The sequence below is a fragment of the Leadbetterella byssophila DSM 17132 genome (assembly GCF_000166395.1).
GTDB classification, from domain to species: Bacteria; Bacteroidota; Bacteroidia; order Cytophagales; family Spirosomataceae; genus Leadbetterella; species Leadbetterella byssophila.
The window spans coordinates 1,322,372-1,340,588 of the sequence record NC_014655.1; the positions used below are offsets into that span (position 1 = coordinate 1,322,372).

Here is an 18,217-nt window from a genome sequence, read left to right on the forward strand (position 1 = left end):
AGAGACGTTTCTGAGAAAAAACCTTTTTTATTCCTATGCAAAAGTGGTTTTGTATCCTCACACTTCTTATCAGCTGCCAGGTTTACGGACAAGACAAGAAAGCCCAATTCTACTTTGAACAAGCGGAGAAAGAGTTCAAATTGAGAAAATACAATGACGCACAGATCAATTTTGAGAAATTTATCATGCGGGATACCACCCAGCCCTTAGCGTTTTATAGATTAGGTCAAATCCACGAATCTTTCAGGAACATAAGCAAGGCTAAAGAATATTACTTGCGTACCATAAAAAAGGACACCAATTCCGCATCCTACCCGAATGCTTATATGTATTTAGGGAGCAGAGCACTAGAGGAAAGTCAATACCATCATGCAAAGAACTTCCTGAATATTGCCCTGAGAAATACCCAAAAGAATACCAAGGCTTACGAGCAGATCCAGCGTCAGATTAGACGAGCCGACTTAGGTATCAAGGCCATGGAAAACCCATTAAACATAAAACCTATCAAACTCCCCTCCGTCATCAATGCTAGAGAAAGGCAATATTTCCCTGTGCTTACGGCAGATGGAAATACCTTAGTTTTCACAGCCATCACCTCAAATGAGGACGAAGATCTCTTTCTATCTTTTAAAGAAAATGGACAATGGACTACTCCAAAGCCTATCAGCTCCATCATCAATACGCCAAACAATGAAGGCACCTGTACCATATCCGCTGATGGAAAGATCATGGTATTTACCTCCTGTGAAGGAAGGAATTCCTACGGCAGTTGCGACCTATTCATCACCAGGAAAGAAGGAGATACCTGGACGGAACCTCAAAACTTAGGACCTAATGTAAACTCGCCCTATTGGGACTCTCAACCTTCCCTTTCTCCAGACGGCTCCCGACTTTTCTTCTCCTCTGACCGCCCATTTGGCGTAGGGAAAAAAGACATCTGGATGAGCGCTGTAGATGAGCAGGGCAAGTGGAGCAAAGCCACTAACCTTGGTCCAGGGATCAACACTCCTGAGAACGAAGTATCTCCCTTTGTACATGCCAATGGTTCTTCCCTGTTCTATTCCTCTAACGGAAGAGAGGGACTGGGAAATCACGATATTTATATGACCAACATCCAAGAAGGTTTCAAAAGCGAATCCATCAACCTAGGTTACCCCATAAACACTCCGGGAGATGAATCCGGACTATTTATTTCCGCCGACGGAAAATCTGCCCTCTATTCCAAACAGGAAGGAGATAATACCTATATATACGAATTCAAAGTTCCTGAAGAACTCTCAGAGCAGTTCGAAAGAATTTATTACATCAAAGGTTTTATCAAAGACTCTCAAACCAAAAAGCCTTTATATTCTAGCATAGAATTAGTAAATACCAAAAATGGCGAGCGAGTAAGCCGATTCCTTTCTGATCCTATTACAGGAGATTATATGTCAACCCTACCAGAGGAAGGGGAATATGTCATGTATATAGAGACTCCGGGTTATTTCTTCAAAAGCCTAAAATTTGATTTCAAAGAAGGAAATAGCGATCAGGAACTAGATATCCTTTTGACCAAAATTGAAAAAGAAAATAAGGAAACACTAGACAACATATTCTTTGATACCGGATCTGCCGCCATACGCCCCGAATCAGAAATAGAACTAAAAAAGGTGGTGACTCTATTGAAAGAGAATCCTGACCTAAAAGTTGAGATCTCAGGACACACAGATGATGTAGGAAATGACAAAGCCAATATGAATCTTTCTATTCAAAGGGCAAATGCCGTGGTAGAGTATTTAAAGGGCAAAGGCATTCATACCCAAAGGCTTGTAGCCAAAGGTTACGGAGAATCCCAACCTAAGGTGAAGAATGACTCTGATAAAAATCGCCAATTAAACCGTAGAATTGAACTTAAAGTTCTATAGGATTTTCTTTGAAAATTACGAACTTTGCGCCCTTAAAAATCCTTTTCTTTTAAAGACCAAAATAATCCAATGGAAAAAGTAGATGTACTCATATTAGGATCAGGACCTGCAGGTTATACGGCTGCCATTTATGCAGCAAGAGCAGGATTGAAGCCCGTCATGTACCAAGGTATGCAGCCTGGAGGACAATTAACCATCACTAATGACGTAGAAAACTTCCCTGGTTATCCTGAGGGCATCCAAGGTCCTGCCATGATGGAGGATTTAAGAAAACAAGCAGAACGATTTGGTTTAGATAATAGATACGGCTTAGCTACTTCAGTAGATTTTTCTACTCCCTTAGCACATAAAGTGATTATTGACGAAACCAAAGAGATCGAAGCAAAGACCGTCATCATTGCTACCGGTGCCTCCGCAAAATGGTTAGGATTAGAATCTGAAAGCAGACTAAATGGATTAGGCGTATCAGCTTGTGCAGTTTGTGACGGATTCTTCTATAGAGGAAAAGATGTGGCTATAGTAGGTGCAGGTGATACCGCCTGTGAAGAAGCTCACTACCTTTCTAAACTTTGCAAAAAAGTGATCATGCTGGTGAGAAGAGATGAGTTCAGGGCCTCTCAAATCATGCAGGAAAGAGTAAAGAACACCCCAAATATCGAAATCCTTTTCAATACCGAAACGGTAGAAATCTTAGGAGATCAGGGCGTTAACGGAGCTCGTTTGAAAAACAATAAGACAGGTGAAGAATTTGAAATCTCTGTTGATGGATTCTTCGTGGCTATTGGTCACCAACCTAACACACAGATTTTCCAACAGTATCTTCAACTAGATGAAACCGGATATATTTTAGTAGAAAAAGGCACTACCAAAACCAATGTTCCGGGAGTATTTGCATGTGGAGATGCTCAAGATAATGTCTATCGCCAGGCTATTACGGCCGCAGGTACAGGTTGTATGGCAGCCTTAGACGCTGAAAGATACTTAGCAGCTCACTAAGAAAAACGTGGCTATTACAGGCCACGTTTTTTTATGTATTCCACTTTCTCTTCTAGCGATAACTCAAAAGGAATCCAATTTATTTCTATTCCTTTCTTTTCCATACTACGGAAGAAAGTCATTTGTCGCTTAGCGAAGCGATGAATCTCCGTTTCTAATCGGTCATACATTTCATCGTATCTCAGAAAACCTCTTAGAAACAATGAGACATACTTATATTCTAACCCATAGTATTCCAACATCTCATGCTCAACCCCTTGGGCTACTAAGGATTCTACTTCCCCTAGAAGGTCTTGCTTTTGTAATCTATATTTTAAACGGGCGCTGATAGATGATCTTCTATGCTCTACAGGAGGATTGAGACCGTATAAGCGAAATGAATACGATGGATAATCTATAAGAACATAGTCCGGGTTTTCTTTTAGGAACCTCTCTTTTTCCAAGTACCGTATCATTCTCTTTTTTGTGGAACCTAGTGCACCCATTTCGGATAGCTCATCCACACTCAGGTCCTTCAGAGAATCCCGAAAACTCAAATCTTCAGGAATTTGAGTATCTTCAAATCCTTGCACCAAGGCCTGAATGTATAATCCGGTACCTCCACAAAGAATGTATCTTTTATCCTCCTTTACTACATTTAAGAAATCAGATTGAAACCTGCTTACATTATACTTTTCACCAGGTTCAATGATATCTATTAAATGATACGGCACACCCTCATATGCCTCTAGATCCTTTCCTGTACCGATATCCATTCCTCTATAAACTTGCCTAGAATCTGCAGATATGATCTCAGCTTGGATTCCTTTTGCTAGTGCAACGGCAAGATCCGTTTTGCCTGAGGCTGTAGGCCCTAATATTCCTATGATTTCCATATCAATTTTAAACTACCCTTATTTTCGTAATCCTTTCCATTACCGTTCCATCTGCCATCATCTGAAATTCCAAAAGGGATAGGATCCAACTGTGAATCTATTTCAAATTGAGGATAGACCTTTTGGTTCCACCATTCCAAATCCACATAGGTCATAACACTTCCCGGCTCCTTTTCTCTCCTAAAATAGGCGAACAACTTGGTAAAAGCCCCTATAACCTGAACATCTTTGTGAGTACAAAAGCGGATTAATTCATAGGATTTACTTCCATCTCTAAAGTTTCTGGCACCCGAAAAGGTCATAACTCCAACTAAAACCTCATCTACCTCCTCCCCTCTCCATAGTCTTAAGTAGGTCTTTGGAAGATAGAGCCCAAATTTCAGTTTTGAAGTTGTAGTTCCCTGCAGATGATGAAGATCCAGGAAATGGTCTGCCGTATGCTTATCTATACGTCGAATTTTGCAAACTCTGCCTGGTAAAGTAGGAAGCAGTCCTAGTCGGAGTTTAATCCTGGACTGTACTATATCTTTCTGAAACCTCCATTGCTTCTCCCAAATCCTAATGCCCTTCTTTTCTTCTTTATTTCCCGGGAATTGGAGTAATAGATTTTTATTTGGAAAATACCACAGATCCTCACGCATTTTTTCGAATTCTACTCCCAGGCTCTGGATCCATTCCGTGAAAGTGTTCACGATTTTGTGAAATTTTTTCTAAAACTATACGTTTAAACTCAAAATTCGAAGAATATTTGCATTTAAAATACTTTCCTTTACTTTAAATAACTAGACCATTTAATGCTATGAAAAAAGCGTTAATAGTAATATTTTCCTTGTTTTACCTCCCCTCTTTTGCTCAATCTGAGTATTTTAAGCTGAAGAAATTGGAGGCAGATGACTATTTTATGGCAGGGAGATACTGGGATGCTTTTTTTCTATACAGGAACCTGGCCAAGAGTCCTGAATTTGAGGGAGATTATACCATCGAAAATCAGATCAAAAATAGCTCCAGGGCTATGTATCATTGGAGAAAGACGGAAAATTACCGAGCCTTCCAGCAATATGAAACGGCTAAGGCGCATATGAAGGAACTCCTTCAGATCAACCCTTCTGACCCGAACAGAGGCTTACTTCCTATTCTTACCTTGGAAATAGCAAATCAGATGAAGAGAAGAGCTATTGCGAGCAAAACTCAGGAGGGAGCAGCTGATTATCTGGAAAAAGCTTTAACCTATTACAATCTGGCTCTTCAGGAAGGATTGAAAGATGAAATGGTTTTCTCTTTTATTCGTCAAGTGGAAAAGGCCTTAGAAGGCAACCCCTACGGGACGAAAATAAAGCAGCCTACCTCGTATGATCTCAATTATCAGAAAAATAAGGAGGAGAGGGAAAGGACCATTGAAATCCTTAAAAAGCAAGAGGAAAATCCATAAAAAAAGGCAGCTTTAAAGCTGCCTTTTTACTTATATCACTTCTATAGGTGCAGAAACAATTCCCAAAGATTCAGATGAGGAGACATGTTCTGATTTGAACAGTTCTTTATCATTCAATAGGGATTTACCAAAGGAAGGAATCATGGCTTTCAACTTACTTTGCCATTCTTCTGTTGCCACCTTTTCAGGAAAACATTTATGAATCAAATCTATCATGATAGCTACAGCAGTAGATGCTCCCGGAGAAGCTCCTAACAAGGCCGCTATACTACCATCTGCAGAATTCACTATCTCAGTCCCGAACTCTAATACGCCTCCTTCTTTCTCATCCTTTTTAATCACCTGCACACGCTGACCGGCTATTTCCAACTCCCAATCTTCCGCATTTGCAGTAGGGAAATATTCTCTTAATGCCTCTACTTTATCATCTTGAGACTGGCTAACCTGGTTGATCAGATATTTAGTTAAGTCTAAGTTATCCCAACCTGCCTGAATCATGGGAAGTACATTATGTACTTTAATGGATCCCGGAAGGTCAAGGAGCGAACCGTTTTTCAAGAATCTTGTAGAAAATCCTGCGTATGGTCCGAAAAGAAGAGCTCTTTCACCATCAATAAAACGTGTATCTAAGTGTGGTACTGACATCGGTGGGGCTCCAACAGCAGCTTTACCATATACCTTAGCGTCATGTCTCTTGATGACTTCCTTATTGGTACAACGTAACCATTGTCCGCCCACAGGGAAACCACCATATGCTTTACCTTCTGGAATATCAGATTTCTCTAGCAGCGGAAGAGATCCCCCTCCTGCACCGATAAACACAAATTTGGCGTAGAAATCTATCTTAGTGTTTGTAGTTAAATTCTTAGCGGCCACCTTCCATCTTCCATCTTGGGTACGCTTAAGATCCTTAACTTCATGCGCTAACTTCATCACCACACCTTTCTCAAAGATCAGGTATTTTAACATTTTACGAGTTAGCGCCCCAAAGTTCACATCCGTTCCCCATTCTGCACGTGTAGCAGCTACAGGTTCGCCTTCCTCTCTGCCGTCCATGATTAGTGGTGCCCACTCTTTTATTTCATTGGCATTGTCTGTAAACTTCATTCCTTTGAAGAAATGCACCTTAGTCAGAGTCTCGTAACGCTTCTTCAAGAAGTCCACATTCTTGTCTCCAAATACAAAGCTCATATGAGGAATGGTATGTATGAATTCCTCGGGCTTATCTACCAGACCCTGGCGAACCAAATAGGCCCAATATTGTTTAGAAACTTCAAATTGTTCAAAAATTTTAATGGCCTTTTTAACGTCTATAGAACCATCTTCTTTTTCCGGTGTGTAGTTCAATTCACAAAGTGCGCTATGTCCGGTTCCTGCATTATTCCATGCATCTGAACTTTCCGCAGCAGGAGCATCAAGCCTTTCCAATATATGTATGGAAATATCTGGATGAAGTTCTTTCAGCATGGAGGCCAGTGTAGAACTCATGATTCCGGCACCGATCAGCACCACGTCTGCTTCTATGATTTGTTTTGAGCCTGCCATTCGATCTCTATAAAATATAATTGTCTGGTAAAATTAATAACCCTTCTAGAGAATGAAGAACATAATTGGAAGATAATAGTGTAAGCAATAAAGAAAAGTCAACTTTATTCCTGTTAAATACTATTTTACTAACGAATTGGCATTCAGTATAATTGCAGGCCGTAATCTTATAAAAATCCACATCTTTCCCTTTACCCCTACATTTCGCCATCTGGTCTACGCTCCATTGCTTATTTAAAGTTCCCTGCGTATTTTACCCCCCTTTAACGAAAACGAACTTCTATGAAGAAACTTCTCTTATTTTTTATGTTCACTTGCTTTATTTCAATGGCGCAAGTGGATCTCAAGTACTATTTACCGGAAGGACAAAGCTATGACCCTAGCATTCCAACTCCCAAATCTTTTTTAGGTTATGAAGTAGGTGAGCAGCACGCCTCTCCTTACGAAGTAAATGCCTATTTTCGTGAGTTAGCAAAGCATTCGAAAAGAATGAAAGTTGAAACCTATGCCAGAACTTATGAACATAGAGAACTTCTACTGGTCACTTTTACTTCTCCCGAAAACCTAGGTAAACTAGATCAAATCAAAGCGGAACACCAAAAGCTGGTTAATCCGGAAACTTCAAAGAATCTGAAGTTAAAAGATATGCCACTTGTAGTGTGGATGGGATATTCTGTACACGGAAACGAGGCTTCAGCCATCAACGCTTCCCTACTGGCAGGTTACCATTTAGCAGCTGCTCAAGGTCCCGAAATCGATGCCCTATTTGCTAATACCATCATTTTAGTAGACCCTTGCCTGAACCCTGACGGAGCTACAAGATTTTCAACTTGGGTAAATCATAACAGAAGCCAAACCCTGGTTTCTGACCCTAACAGTAGAGAGTTCAAAGAAACATGGCCTAACGGTAGAACGAACCACTACTGGTTTGACCTGAATAGAGACTGGTTATACCAACAGCACCCGGAAAGCCGTGGAAGACTGGCTAAATTCTACGAGTGGAGACCAAACATATTGACTGACCATCATGAAATGGGTACTAACTCTACCTTCTTCTTCCAACCGGGTATTCCCGCAAGAACCCACCCTATGACTCCTAAAAGCAACATTGCTTTAACAGCAAAGATTGGTACCTATCATGCAAAGGCTTTGGACAAAATAGGTTCTGCGTATTACACTCAGGAAAACTATGACGATTTCTACTATGGTAAGGGCTCTACCCTTCCCGATGTTAACGGCGCAATAGGTATCCTTTTCGAGCAGGCCAGCTCAAGAGGTCACCTTCAAGAGAGTGTAAATGGACCATTGAGTTTCCCTTTCACCATAAGAAATCAGTTTGTAACCACGCTTTCTACCTTGGCAGCAGCTAAGGACATGAGAGAGGAACTATTGAATCACCTGAAAGACTTCTATTCTGAGAAGCCCTCGGGAGATATTAAAGCCTATGTTTTTGGCGGAAGTAATGACAAAGTAAGCACTTGGGAGATGGTTAATATGCTTCGTAGAAACCAAATCGAAGTGTATGCATTGAAAAATTCTGAGCAAATTGGAGGTAAATCCTTCACTAAAGGTGATGCTTATGTAGTGCCTATGAATCAGCCTCAGCATCGCTTGATTACTTCAATGTTTGAAAGAAGAACCACCTTCCAGGATTCAGCTTTCTATGATATCTCTGCCTGGACAACTCCACTTTGTATGAATGTACCCTTTGCTGAAGCCAAAACAGTACCTGCTCTAGGTGAGAAAATAGGCAATTTGGCGTTCCCTGCAGGACAAGTAATTGGAGAAAGTACACTGGGTTACGTTTTTGAGTGGGACAGTTACTTTACTTCAAGAGCAAGTTATGAACTTTTGAAAAAAGGATACACTCTGAAGTACGCTACCGCTCCATTTACTATGAATGTTCAAGGTTCGCCTAAAGAGTTCTCTTATGGTACCGTCCAGGTAATTGGTAGTGGAATCAAATCTGAGTTAGAAAAATTAGCACAAAGAGATGGAATCATATTCTACGCTATTCCTTCGGGATTAACAGATAAAGGTATCAACATGGGTTCAGAGAAATTCCGCAAGATGGAACTTCCTTCTGTATTGATGATTACCGGGGATGGTGTAGACGCAAATGATGCAGGTGAAGTATGGCACTTACTAGACACTCGTGTTCACCTTCCTTTAACTTTTGCAGATATTTCTCAAGTGAACCGTATGAATTTGAGTAAATACTCGCATATCGTCCTAAACCACGGAAGATACAATGAGCTATCCGGAGAGAAATTGAAACAATATGTGGAAGCGGGCGGTACCCTAATCGCTCTAGGTGACGGTGCTACTTGGGCTTCCAGAAACAAGATCGGAAATGCAACGTTTAAGGCTACCGTAGGCGCAGATACCAAAGGTAAAAAGTTACCTTATGCTAACCAAACGGACATTAATGGAGCCATGTCTACTGCTGGTACCATCTTTGAAGTAAAACTGGACGTTTCTCATCCCCTTGCTTATGGATACAAACAAGAAACCCTACCTTATTTCAAAGTGAACAACTTGGTATTTGAAGACACTCAAAACGCCTTCAATACTCCATTAATGTTTACAGAAAATCCTTTGATGGCAGGTTATGTTCATCCTAAGAACTTGGAGCGCATTAAGAAAAGCCCTGCAGCTGTAGCGCAAAGAGTGGGCGGTGGACAAGTGATCAGCTTTACAGATAACCCTAACTTTAGAGCCTTCTGGTACGGAACAAACAAGTTGTTCCTAAATGCTATCTTCTTCGGAAAGAGCATAGGAGGAGGAAGATTTGGTGAAGAATAAGAAAGAAGAGGCTGTCCAAAAAGGTCAGCCTCTCATGTTTTTTGTTATCTTTATTCGTACCCCCCTCAGGCAGGGTGTCTAAATATTCAATTCTCAGACCACTCATCTACCTTTTTAGACGGCTCCTTTATTCCTCCTTTATGATTTGATATTCTACTCTCCTATTCTTTCGCCTATTTTCTTCCGTGTCATTTGGAGAAACAGGTTTAGAACTTCCATAACCTTTGAACTTGATCCTAGAGGTTTCTATACCTTGTTCTATAAGGTACTGACGTACATTATAGGCTCTATCATTCGACAATTGCAAATTTGCCCTGGCATCCCCCTGATTATCCGTATGGCCTTCGATTTGGATTTTATAGGTAGGATTAACTTTTAAGTATTGGACCAGTTGACTCAATTGCTCATAGGACTCCGGTAAGATCTGTGCCTGACCTACATTAAAATAAACCTTGTCCAATTTGAAGGTAGACTCTTCTACTTGTTCACCCACAGCCTCCTGAGGTTCCCTTTCTATACTTTGTGAAGGCTCCAAGAAAAAGTCCTTTTGAAAACTGCCGGACTTCAAGAATACCTTAATATTCAGTTTTTCTTTTAGGGGCTCATATCCAGTAGCTTCCACAGAGAAATCCAGTTCTTCATCATTGACTAAAAACTCATACTTACCTGTTCTGGAAGTCTGTAAGGAATCCCGCTGAGTACCTGAAATCACTCGAATCTTAGCATTTAATGTTTTCCCCGAGACAGCATCCATCACTTTTCCGTAGACCCGGAAGTCTTCAGGCTTCAAAACCTCTACAGGAGTATCTACTGCAGGCTTCCTATCTTTTGGATTATTGATTTTAATACCCTTAAAGTTCCAATATTGATAAGTACCTTCCTTATCATACTCATACTCTATGAGATCAATCTTCTCAAAGCCTGCCGGAATACGTTCAAAATACACTTTGAAAAAATATTTCTTCCCAGGTTCTACGGCTTTTCTTTCCGGTGCAACTGGAATATTGGAAGCTTTTATAAACTTAAAAGTCTGTCCATTGGGAAGTACAACTTGAGATCCGGGTTGGAAACTGATGGTTTGTTCCCCTCTAAGTCTTTGCCGAAAAAACTTTAAAGCCTCATCCCTATCCATACCCATATTATGTAATCTACGTGCTAAATCCGGATTCTCATCCATGAATTTATCAAACTCCTTTTCATCAGATTTATCGTAGAACTGCATGTGGAATACGGTGTATTCCTCTGTAATCTCAATCTTGTTTATAAATACATTCTGTGCAGATTTCTTCTCTATACTTGGATTAGGAGTAACTTGTCCAAAGGTATGGAAAGTAAATAGGTAAAGAATTAAAAATATAGCTCTCATATCACGTATTATAATTCCTAATTTTAAACGTTATACTGATTTAGATTGTTACCTAATTTTATCTTAAAAAAAGTTAATGCGTCTCTGGTCTCTCCATCCATGTTATTTAGATACAAAAGGTTTACTCGCCTTATGGCGGGAGGCACTTTTGGCCAAGAATGTTTTAGAAGGTATGACCAAAGGTTACAAAAATCATCCGCAATTAGATAGATTCAAAAAATACGGTCCTGAATTTATCCACCCCTTTCTTCAAGTGGTTTATGAGGAAGCTCATGCCCGAGGATACCGTTTTGATCAGAGCAAATTTAACAAGTTATCTTTCTCCACTCCAATACCTGTAACTACGGGACAAATTGCATTTGAAAAAGAACATCTATTACGAAAGCTACAAGAAAGAGCTCCGGGTTGGATAAAAAATCTTGAAATTGCCCAAAATCCACGTCTAAACCCTCTTTTTATACGTGTAGACGGGGAAATTGAACCTTGGGAGAGGGCTTAAAAAAATATCTTTCGCGAAGATCTTGTCTACCAGAGTCTTACTTCTACTTCAAAAAATCTTCATCTGCACAAAGGTAGAAACCCGAAAAAAAGTGCTAACTTTGTATCCCGTAATCAATCATTATCGACATGCCATTGAGCGGGAAAAAAAATAAGCCCAAGTACATTTTTGTGACTGGAGGCGTAGCTTCATCACTAGGAAAGGGTATTATTGCTTCATCATTAGCCAAACTTTTACAATCACGCGGTTTTTCTGTTACTATTCAAAAACTGGACCCCTATCTTAACGTGGATCCGGGCACACTGAATCCTTACGAACACGGAGAATGTTACGTTACCGAAGATGGTGCTGAAACAGACTTGGATTTAGGCCACTACGAAAGGTTCCTAAACACCCCCACTTCACAAGCCAATAACGTAACCACAGGTAGAATCTATTACAATGTCTTGAACAAAGAACGTAAAGGAGATTTTCTAGGAAAAACCGTACAAGTTATTCCGCACATTACTGACGAAATCAAACAGCATATTCGTCTTTTAGGAGAATCCGGTCAATATGACATCATCATCACTGAGATAGGTGGATGCGTAGGTGACATAGAGTCTCTTCCGTTCCTAGAAGCAGTAAGACAGCTAAAATGGGAATTGGGCGAAAAGAATATGCTTACCATTCACCTGACCTTAGTTCCGTATCTTAAATCAGCAGGTGAATTAAAAACCAAACCTACTCAGCACTCGGTAAAAATGTTACAAGAGTCCGGAATTCAGCCGGACATCATCGTTTGTAGAACAGAGCACCCGCTACCTATGGATATTCGTAAGAAAATCGCGCTGTTCTGTAACGTGGAAGTACCGTCTGTCATTGAATCCATTGATGCGGATTCCATCTATGAGGTACCTGTAAATATGGCCCATGAAAAATTGGACCAAAGAGTACTTTATATGTTAGACATCTACAGTGGAACAGATTCTGATATGCGTAAATGGAATAATTTCCTTAAAGTACTAAAGAATCCGGAACATGAAGTTAACATTGGTCTAGTAGGTAAGTACATAGAGTTAAAAGATGCCTATAAATCTATAGTAGAAGCCTTCATCCACGGTGGAGTTATGAACAAATGCAAAGTAAATCTGCGTTGGATCCACTCCGAACAAGTTGATGCTGAAAACGTACAAGAACTTTTAGGCGACTTAGACGGTGTACTCGTAGCACCAGGCTTTGGAGAAAGAGGTATAGAAGGTAAAATTCAGACGGTTAAATTCGTCAGAGAAAACAATATTCCATTCTTTGGTATTTGCCTAGGTATGCAAATGGCCGTTATTGAATACGCTAGACACGTCCTTGGATGGGAAGACGCGCATTCTACTGAAATGGAACCGAATGCAGGTCATCCGGTGATCGACTTGATGCATGACCAACAAACCGTAGAAAATAAAGGTGGTACTATGCGTTTGGGTGCATATGCATGTAAGATTCAGGAGAAAACCTTAGCCAGAAGCATATATGGAAAAGCTAAGATCTCTGAAAGACACAGACACCGTTGGGAATTCAATAATGCATACAAGGAAGATTTCGAAAAGAGTGGTATGGTATTAAGTGGAACCAACCCTGATACAGGACTGGTGGAGATCATTGAAATCCCTACGCATCCATTCTTTATAGGAGTACAATTCCATCCTGAACTGAAAAGTACAGTGATGAACCCACACCCTCTGTTTGTAAGCTTTGTAAAAGCAGCTCTTCAAAAGAAAATGTCATGAAGCCATTTAAGCACTTGACGGTTGAATTAGATCCGGATGGGAAAGTTCTCAGACGTGTACAAACCAGCGAATACTTGCCGGAGAACGAACTTCTCGTTAAGGTAGCTTATTCGTCATTAAATTATAAAGATGCCCTTGCTTCCAATGGAAACAGGGGCATTTCGCGTTTTTACCCTCACATTCCCGGTATTGATGCTGCCGGAGTAGTGGAAAAATCTAACCATCCGGATTTTAAGGCTGGACAGAAGGTTATAGTTAGCGGATATGACCTAGGAATGAACTCCAAAGGCGGCTTCTCTGAGTACATCTCTGTTCCAGCCGCCTGGGCTATACCCCTACCTTCCGGACTTTCACTAAAGGAAAGCATGATACTTGGCACGGCAGGCCTAACCACTGCCATGGCCTTAGATAGAATACTCCCCCATCAACCTCAAAAGATCTTGGTCACCGGAGCCTCAGGCGGTGTAGGCTCAATTTGTATTTTACTACTTAATAAACTGGGAATTGAAGTAGTCGCTTTATCAAGAAAAGACCCCAAAACTTTGCTTGAATTAGGAGCGAATGAGGTGATAAAACCCTGGTCTCCATCGGAAAAACCTCTTTTGAAAGGAGAATTTGATGCTGCAATAGATACTGTAGGAGGCGCCACTTTATCCCATTTGATCAAAACCATACGTCCCTACGGTGCCATAGCTGTATGTGGAATGGCCCAATCTCCACACTTTGAGTCTTCCGTTTACCCTTTTATCCTCAGAGGTGTCACACTCTATGGCATAGAGTCAGCAGAAGCTCCTTTAGAATGGAAAAGAGAGCTTTGGGACAAATTAGCCAATATTTGGAAACTTCCGAACTTAGAAAAAATCACTAGAACAGTAACCTTAGACACCTTAGAAACTGAAATCCAAGATATGCTCGCTGGGAAAGCTCAGGGAAGAGTCCTTATTGATTTGGAAACAGAACTCGAGTAATCTCTGCAAACTGAAGGTAATCCAGCTGCTCCGCTCGTTTATTGGCATATGGAAACTCTTGCTGAGCAGACACCGGCTTCAAGGCATTTGAAAGCATCTTCCTCCTTTGGTTGAAGGCCGTTTTCACTACTAACTTGAATTTCTTATAGTCGCAATCCAGTTTCTTATCCATATTTCTAACCAAACGAATCACTCCTGAATCCACTTTTGGAGGAGGATCAAAAGCGCCGGGTGGAACAGTAAAGCTATATTCTATATCATAGAACGCTTGCAAAAGCACGCTTAAAATACCATAATCTTTATTTCCAGGTTTCGAGGCTAATCTAACCCCTACCTCCTTTTGAACCATACCCACTACTTCCTTCACCTGATCTCTGTAGTCCAGCACTTTGAAGAAAATTTGGGAGGAAATATTATAAGGGAAATTACCAATTATCCCAAAATCCCCTTCCGTGTTTAGTCGCTCAGAAAGATTCATTTGGAGAAAATCCGCATCAAATAGCTTCTCATCTGTATAACCGTATTGATGCTGCAAATAGGCCACAGATTCCTTGTCTATTTCTACTAAATATAGGTCTAAATCCGTCCTTTCACGTAGATACTGCGTAAGTACACCCATTCCAGGCCCTATCTCTAAAACCTTCTTAGGACCTTGATAAAGTTCGGTAATTCTTTTGGCGGCACTCAGGTCTTTTAGGAAATGTTGACCCAAATGTTTCTTTGCCTTAACTTTTTCCAATTCTCTCCAATTAATATGCGAAATTAGGTATAATCAGCGGTTAAAGGAGCCTGAATCCACTTATATTTGTAATCTTAGTGCATCACGTATGGCAAAACAGGTTTCTCATTCCCCGGAATACATCCATTTTTTAGAGGATTTCGTTGAAAACACTTCTGAGATCAACTTCATATTGAACCAAACGGGAGAATTCATCTTCGTTAACTCTGCCTTTGTAAAAACCCTGGGTTACCAAAAGGAGGAAGTAAGAGGGAAAAAGATTACCGACTATCTACATCCCCAATTCAAAGAAGAAATCATCAAGGGAATTCTGGGTCTCCAATTGGGTGAACACCTGCATGACACCACTTTGGTACTTAGAAATAAATTAAAGAAGAGAGTTTACCTTTTGGGTGATGTCCATTATTCAGAAATCAATCATGGGCTAAGAGCCTACAGATTTATCCTGAGAGATATTACGATAAGAAGAAGAGCTGAAGCGGCTCAAAATCTGTACTTTGCCATAGCCCAAAGTAACCTGAATACCAGAAGCCTGGAAGACTTCCTTGCCCAGGTTCACTTGAACCTAAAAAAGAACATTTACGCCAATAACTTCTTTGTGGCGGTTTTTGACTATAAAGATAGTAGCATCAACTTCCCATATCACGTAGATGAATTCTTTGATACAGGCCAAAACTATCTTAAAAGGCGACTAGGGAACGGTTTGATAGAATACTCCCTCTTGCAAAAGAAACCTTTGGTCCTAAACCGCCAGGAGCTAGAGGAGCTAATAGAAAGAGAAAAACTGTTTATCTACGAATCTATCCTTCCAGCAGTACAGATCTTAGTGCCTCTGAAAGTGAATGAAGAAGTGGTGGGGGTGATTGGTATAAAATCTTATTCGGATGAGAACAAGTTCAGTTCCAATGACCTGGAGCTACTTCAATTCGTTTCGGGACAGATTGCCATGACCATGGAAAGAAAGCGAGCAGAAGCCGATCTGGAGCTTCAAACCGCCCGCTTAAAAGCCCTCTTCGATAGTAGTTCTCACTTGCTTTGGACAGTGAACACCAGACGCCAACTCAGTTCCATGAACAGGAACTACTACAATATTGTCTATAGCCAATTAGGTGAAGAGCCCAAAATCAATACCAGCATTGAACGCTACGGATGGAAGCTCTTCAATCCGGACGATAAACCCATGATCCGTGAGAAGTACAACCTGGCTTTCCAAGGAAAACCCCAGTATTTTGAACTTCATTGGGGACAGAAGAACGGAGGGCCCGACTGGTATGAATTCCACTTAAACCCTATCATTTCAGGTGAAAACGGCGAAGTAGAGGAGGTGTCCGGTATTGCTAGAAATATCACGGAAAATAAGAAAGCCCTTCTGGATCTTCAGAAAAGTGAGAATAAGTTCAGAAACATCATTGAATCATTCATTGACATCTACTATAGATCTGACCTAGCCGGAAATATCACCATGATATCTCCTTCTGTGTATAAGCATACGGGATACCGGGAAGAAGAAGTGATTCATCAAAAAGTGGATCAATTCTTTGAAGACGTGGTGGACTCTTCAAAGAACATCAAAACCCTTTTGAAATCCGGTAACATCACGAACTATGAAGTTCGGGTGAAAAGAAAAGACGGCAGTATACGTCAATTCATGTTGAACATCCGGATGATCAAGAATGAAAAAGGCACTCCTATAGAAGTAGAAGGAGTAGCCAGGGATGTAACGGAACTACTTAGAAGTGCGGATGAGCTCAAAAAAGCTAAAGAAGAGGCAGAACACTTATTGAAAGTAAAGGAACAGTTCCTGGCTAACATGAGCCATGAAATACGTACGCCTATGAACGGTATCATAGGAATGATTGACGTATTAAACGAAACGGAACTGGACAAGTCGCAAAGAGAATATGTAAATACCATTAGAAACTCTTCAGAAACGCTTCTGACCATCTTAAATGACATTTTGGATCTATCTAAGTTAGAAGCGGGTCAAATGAACGTAGAAAAGAAACCCTTTGACCTGAAAGAAATGCTGAAGAACCTGGTGGCTCTGTTCAAACAAAAAGCGGCGGAAACCAATAACCTCCTCAAATTCGAATGGGACCCCAAAGTTCATCCGTATATCATAGGAGACAGAATCCGACTATTGCAGATCTTGTCCAACTTGACCTCTAATGCCATCAAGTTTACACAAAATGGAAATGTAATAATCCGGATCCAATGGGAAGGACAGGATGAGAAGACCCAATTCTTACGTTTCGAGGTAGCTGATACGGGTATTGGTATATCTGAAGAGAATCAGAAAAAGTTGTTTACCAGCTTCCAGCAGTTGGATATTTCTACCAAAAAAGCCTTTGGTGGAACGGGACTAGGACTTGTCATCTCTAAGCAATTAGTAGAAATCATGGGTGGGGAGATAGGTCTTACTTCCAAGCTGGGAGAAGGTTCTGTATTCTGGTTTACTCTCCCTGCCGGTCTGGCAGTGGAAGGTGAAATCCACGAGAAAGCTAGCGCTGATACAGAAATTTCTATCGAAGGATATTTTAAAGATTTCAGTCCAAAAATTCTGCTGGTAGATGACAATGCTATCAACCGCAAGGTAGCTATGGAGATATTGAAGAAAGCAAATTGTCACGTTATAGGGGCTGATTCAGGCATGAAGGCCCTAGACACCTTCCAGAATAACCCGGACTTTGACCTGATTCTAATGGATATCCAAATGCCAGAAATGGATGGAATAGAAACCACGAAGATCCTGAGAGAGAAGTTTGGTTCAAAGCTTCCTAAAGTGGTGGCCATGACGGCTTACAGCATGGAGAATGATAGAGAAAAGTTTCTTTCCTCCGGCATGGACAACTATCTGGCTAAACCTATTCGCGCTAATCTCCTGATTCAAAAGGTAGAAGAATGTCTTAAGGGTAAATCCATATCCAAAAGAACGGTTAAAGTAACCACAGCCAGCATAGAGCCCACTGTACCTGCGTTTGATCTAGAAGTAATCAATGGCTTAAAGGAGATGGTAGGAGAAGAAATGCTAAGATCTGTTTTTGAAGATTTTGAGACAGAGGCCAGCGAACAATTAAGCGCGGTAAAGGATGCCTATATAAGAAAGGATGTAGTGACTATCCAAAAGGAACTACACACCTTAAAAGGAAATTCCGGCACCATAGGATTGATGAGAATTCATGAGATCACAAAAGCCATAGAAGTACCTGCAAAAGACGGGATTTTAGACGGCTTCGAAGAGAAAATGCAAGCCTTAGAAAGGGAATTCCAATATTTCAGATTGAATTATCCCGGTATAACCGGAGGAGCGCAGGAGTAATTCCTGCGTCCC

General features: G+C 40.8%; 13 protein-coding genes. 8 read left to right on the plus strand and 5 right to left on the minus strand.

Translation table 11 applies throughout. The annotated features are described in order from the left end of the window. Positions 1-35 precede the first annotated feature (35 nt). Together LBYS_RS06355 and trxB are read left to right on the plus strand one after the other, a co-directional pair. Positions 36-1,904: an OmpA family protein gene (locus LBYS_RS06355; protein WP_013408050.1), complete on the plus strand. Its 1,869-nt coding sequence runs from the start codon at positions 36-38 to the stop codon at positions 1,902-1,904. Between the two features lie 69 nt (positions 1,905-1,973). After that, entirely contained in the window at positions 1,974-2,900 is a 927-nt protein-coding gene (trxB, locus tag LBYS_RS06360; protein WP_013408051.1) for a thioredoxin-disulfide reductase, read from the plus strand. Between the two features lie 14 nt (positions 2,901-2,914). Here trxB and LBYS_RS06365 read toward each other — a convergent pair whose 3' ends face one another. Further along, positions 2,915-3,775, minus strand: a complete 861-nt coding sequence (locus LBYS_RS06365) for a tRNA (adenosine(37)-N6)-dimethylallyltransferase (RefSeq protein WP_013408052.1) — start codon at positions 3,773-3,775, stop codon at positions 2,915-2,917. Further along, on the minus strand, positions 3,763-4,467 hold the full coding sequence (locus tag LBYS_RS06370) for a PDDEXK family nuclease (protein ID WP_013408053.1): 705 nt from the start codon (positions 4,465-4,467) through the stop codon (positions 3,763-3,765). The genes LBYS_RS06365 and LBYS_RS06370 overlap by 13 nt, the downstream gene beginning before the upstream one ends. A gap of 107 nt (positions 4,468-4,574) precedes the next feature. Between LBYS_RS06370 and LBYS_RS06375 the strand changes: the two genes are divergently transcribed. Next, a complete protein-coding gene (locus LBYS_RS06375; RefSeq protein WP_013408054.1) occupies positions 4,575-5,204 on the plus strand; it encodes a hypothetical protein in 630 nt (209 codons plus the stop codon). Between the two features lie 30 nt (positions 5,205-5,234). Here LBYS_RS06375 and LBYS_RS06380 read toward each other — a convergent pair whose 3' ends face one another. Further along, positions 5,235-6,749 carry a malate:quinone oxidoreductase gene (locus LBYS_RS06380; RefSeq protein WP_013408055.1) on the minus strand — a complete coding sequence of 505 codons (1,515 nt, stop codon included), beginning with the start codon at positions 6,747-6,749 and terminating at the stop codon, positions 5,235-5,237. A gap of 282 nt (positions 6,750-7,031) precedes the next feature. Between LBYS_RS06380 and LBYS_RS06385 the strand changes: the two genes are divergently transcribed. Continuing rightward, positions 7,032-9,554 (plus strand): M14 family metallopeptidase, encoded by a 2,523-nt coding sequence (locus LBYS_RS06385; RefSeq protein WP_041823464.1) that lies wholly within the window; start codon positions 7,032-7,034, stop codon positions 9,552-9,554. A 127-nt stretch (positions 9,555-9,681) separates the two neighbouring features. On the opposite strand, the gene LBYS_RS06390 is transcribed toward LBYS_RS06385, so the two are convergent. Beyond that, positions 9,682-10,920, minus strand: a complete 1,239-nt coding sequence (locus tag LBYS_RS06390) for an OmpA family protein (protein ID WP_013408056.1) — start codon at positions 10,918-10,920, stop codon at positions 9,682-9,684. Positions 10,921-10,996: 76 nt separating this feature from the next. On the opposite strand from LBYS_RS06390, the gene LBYS_RS06395 reads away from it, so the two are divergent. From LBYS_RS06395 to LBYS_RS06405, 3 genes are all read left to right on the plus strand, one after another. Beyond that, entirely contained in the window at positions 10,997-11,419 is a 423-nt protein-coding gene (locus LBYS_RS06395) for a pyrimidine dimer DNA glycosylase/endonuclease V (RefSeq protein ID WP_013408057.1), read from the plus strand. A gap of 128 nt (positions 11,420-11,547) precedes the next feature. Next, positions 11,548-13,179, plus strand: a complete 1,632-nt coding sequence (gene pyrG, locus LBYS_RS06400; RefSeq protein WP_013408058.1) for a CTP synthase — start codon at positions 11,548-11,550, stop codon at positions 13,177-13,179. Beyond that, a complete protein-coding gene (locus tag LBYS_RS06405; RefSeq protein WP_013408059.1) occupies positions 13,176-14,147 on the plus strand; it encodes a YhdH/YhfP family quinone oxidoreductase in 972 nt (323 codons plus the stop codon). Before pyrG ends, LBYS_RS06405 begins: the two co-directional genes overlap by 4 nt. On the opposite strand, the gene rsmA is transcribed toward LBYS_RS06405, so the two are convergent. Beyond that, on the minus strand, positions 14,119-14,886 hold the full coding sequence (gene rsmA, locus LBYS_RS06410) for a 16S rRNA (adenine(1518)-N(6)/adenine(1519)-N(6))-dimethyltransferase RsmA (protein ID WP_013408060.1): 768 nt from the start codon (positions 14,884-14,886) through the stop codon (positions 14,119-14,121). The two genes, LBYS_RS06405 and rsmA, sit on opposite strands and share 29 nt — an antisense overlap. An 88-nt stretch (positions 14,887-14,974) precedes the next feature. On the opposite strand from rsmA, the gene LBYS_RS06415 reads away from it, so the two are divergent. Next, positions 14,975-18,205, plus strand: coding sequence for a PAS domain S-box protein (locus tag LBYS_RS06415; protein WP_013408061.1), 3,231 nt, complete (start codon positions 14,975-14,977; stop codon positions 18,203-18,205). Positions 18,206-18,217 lie beyond the last annotated feature (12 nt).

Excerpts from the sequence above, each read along its gene's own strand:
- LBYS_RS06365 (WP_013408052.1), bottom strand. The coding sequence starts at position 3,775 with ATGGAAATCATAGGAATATTAGGGCCTACAGCCTCAGGCAAAACGGAT.
- LBYS_RS06390 (WP_013408056.1), bottom strand. The coding sequence starts at position 10,920 with ATGAGAGCTATATTTTTAATTCTTTACCTATTTACTTTCCATACCTTT.
- pyrG (WP_013408058.1), top strand. The coding sequence starts at position 11,548 with ATGCCATTGAGCGGGAAAAAAAATAAGCCCAAGTACATTTTTGTGACT.
- LBYS_RS06395 (WP_013408057.1), top strand. The coding sequence starts at position 10,997 with ATGCGTCTCTGGTCTCTCCATCCATGTTATTTAGATACAAAAGGTTTA.
- LBYS_RS06385 (WP_041823464.1), top strand. The coding sequence starts at position 7,032 with ATGAAGAAACTTCTCTTATTTTTTATGTTCACTTGCTTTATTTCAATG.
- LBYS_RS06375 (WP_013408054.1), top strand. The coding sequence starts at position 4,575 with ATGAAAAAAGCGTTAATAGTAATATTTTCCTTGTTTTACCTCCCCTCT.
- LBYS_RS06405 (WP_013408059.1), top strand. The coding sequence starts at position 13,176 with ATGAAGCCATTTAAGCACTTGACGGTTGAATTAGATCCGGATGGGAAA.
- LBYS_RS06415 (WP_013408061.1), top strand. The coding sequence starts at position 14,975 with ATGGCAAAACAGGTTTCTCATTCCCCGGAATACATCCATTTTTTAGAG.
- trxB (WP_013408051.1), top strand. The coding sequence starts at position 1,974 with ATGGAAAAAGTAGATGTACTCATATTAGGATCAGGACCTGCAGGTTAT.
- LBYS_RS06380 (WP_013408055.1), bottom strand. The coding sequence starts at position 6,749 with ATGGCAGGCTCAAAACAAATCATAGAAGCAGACGTGGTGCTGATCGGT.
- LBYS_RS06355 (WP_013408050.1), top strand. The coding sequence starts at position 36 with ATGCAAAAGTGGTTTTGTATCCTCACACTTCTTATCAGCTGCCAGGTT.